This is a genomic window from Micromonospora sp. S4605, assembly GCF_003176715.1.
GTDB classification, from domain to species: Bacteria; Actinomycetota; Actinomycetes; order Mycobacteriales; family Micromonosporaceae; genus Micromonospora; species Micromonospora echinaurantiaca.
This window is the reverse complement of record NZ_QGSW01000078.1, coordinates 1-2,199: the sequence shown is the minus strand read 5'-3', so window position 1 is coordinate 2,199 and position 2,199 is coordinate 1. Positions and strand designations below refer to the sequence as shown.

1 protein-coding gene is annotated in these 2,199 nt (G+C 67.0%); it reads left to right on the top strand.

Annotation, left to right across the window (positions count from 1 at the left end; all coding sequences use genetic code 11):
- The first annotated feature begins 600 nt into the window (after positions 1-600).
- Positions 601-2,061, top strand: a complete 1,461-nt coding sequence (gene ltrA / locus DLJ47_RS04495) for a group II intron reverse transcriptase/maturase (protein WP_109898836.1) — start codon at positions 601-603, stop codon at positions 2,059-2,061.
- The last annotated feature ends 138 nt before the right edge of the window (positions 2,062-2,199 follow it).

The following is a 2,199-nucleotide window of genomic DNA, read 5'->3' as shown; positions in this document are numbered from 1 at the left end:
GGCTTCGTGCGCCGTGAGGCGCTGTGTTTCGAGTGGAGGTGAGAGACCTTCGCCGTCTGCCTTGTCGCAGCGAGGGGATGGAGCTGAGGGCAGCCTGACCCGGGTGGTGCCGGGGAGGGTGGGAGCAGCCCTGACAACGCCGGGACGTGTCAGTACTGCCAGATGGGGCGGGTCCGGCAAGCGGGATGGAAAGGGGTACGCGAGGAACCGGCGTCTATTACGTCTCTTAACGTGCCACCGGCTCTAACCTGGCGGATTCGGGCCGGTCGCGGTGCGCACCCGGGCGTCGGTGACGGCGGCGGGGAACTCTTCAGGCAGTTTGAAACCGCTGCCTGGGAGGCCGTGGGGAAGGTCTGCGGCGTACTCACGGCGATACCGCAGGGACAAAGTCGGGCCCCTCGTCCATCGAGCGAAACACAGTGAACACGGGAACTGTCCTGGCCTTGCCGGGACCACGCTGCCGGCGTGGGGACCTCGGCTGGGTGCACCGACCACCGAGCAGGCCAGGGCAGGGCGGAGCCGCCGTAGTAGTCCGAGCCGGGGAAAGCCCGTGCACATGGCGAAGGGCGGCAGCGGAATCGAGAAGGGAAGGACTCTGTAATGCCGCAAGACGCGCCGTCGAATGACGGTGATCTGCGCTCGGCGGTCCTGATCGAGGGACCACGGGCGCGGGTAGCGGAGATGCAGGCCAAGCTTCACCGTTGGGCGGTGGCCGATCCTGGCCGCAGGTTCGACGACTTGTTCAACTTCGTGCATGACCCGGCGACGCTGCTGGTGGCGTTCGACCGGGTGGCGGGTAACACCGGGGCACGCACGCCCGGCGTGGACGGCCTCACGGTCGCCGACGTCGAGGCGGCTATCGGCGTGTCCGGGTTCCTGGACGAGCTGCGCGACGCTGTCAAGCGTGGCGGGTTCCGGCCGTTGCCGGTGCGGGAACGTAAGATCCCCAAACCGGGCGGGTCGGGAAAGGTCAGAAGCCTCGGCATTCCGACCGTGGCCGACCGTGTCGTCCAGGCAGCGCTGAAACTGGTGCTGGAGCCCATCTTCGAGGCCGATTTCGTGACGGTCTCCTACGGGTTCCGGCCCGGACGGCGGGCACACGACGCGATCGCTGAGATTCACCACTTCGGCACCCAGGGATATCGGTGGGTGCTCGACGCGGACATCGAAGCGTGCTTCGACTCGATCTCACACTCGGCCCTCATGGACCGGGTCCGGGCACGAGTCAAGGACAAGCGCGTGTTACTGCTGGTCAAGGCATTCCTGAAGGCCGGTGTCATGACCGAGACCGGTGTGCGGGAAGGATCCTCGATCGGCACCCCGCAGGGCGGCATCCTGTCCCCGCTGCTGGCCAACATCGCGCTCTCAGCCCTCGACGAGCAGCTGAGCGCGCCCTGGCAACCGGGCGGATCGATGGAAAGCCGCGTCAAGCGCGCCTCCCGCCGCGCCAAGGGACTCCCGACCTGGCGGCTGGCCCGCTACGCGGACGACTTCGTCGTCCTGGTGCACGGCACCCGGGAGCACACCGAGGCACTGCGCGAAGAGGTCACCGCCGTGCTGGCACCCCTGGGTCTGCGCCTGTCCGAGGCCAAGACCCAGATCGTCCACATGAGCGAGGGGTTCGACTTCCTGGGGTTCCGCATCCAGTGGCGCCGCAAACGAGGCACGAACCGCTGGCACGTCTACACCTTCGTCGCCGACCGGCCCATCCGGTCGGTCAAGCTGAAGATCCGTGCCCTGACCTACAAGAGATCAAAACAGGACCTGGAATCCGTGCTGATCCGGCTCAACCAGATCACGCGCGGATGGGCTTTCTACTTCCGGCACGCCGTGGCCAAGCACACCTTCGCCACCCTGGCGCAATACACCTGGTGGCGGGTGATCCGCATGCTCATGGACCGACACCGCTGGAGATGGAAAGAGCTACGCCGCAGGCTGACGACCCCCACCGGACAATGGGTCCAACCCTCGGCAGGCGACACCGCGTTGCTGCACATGGCGACGATCCCGATCGTCCGCTACCGCTACCGCGGCAACACGATCCCCACCCCATGGACCTGAACCACGCCTAACGGCAGAGACCGTGGAGAGCCGGATGCGGGGCCAACCCGCACGTCCGGTTCGGTGAGCGGCCTGGAGAAACGGACCGGGACAACCCCGAAACCGCGCTCCAGGCCGACTCTACTGCGATCTGTCCGG

Excerpts from the sequence above, each read along its gene's own strand:
- ltrA (WP_109898836.1), top strand. The coding sequence starts at position 601 with ATGCCGCAAGACGCGCCGTCGAATGACGGTGATCTGCGCTCGGCGGTC.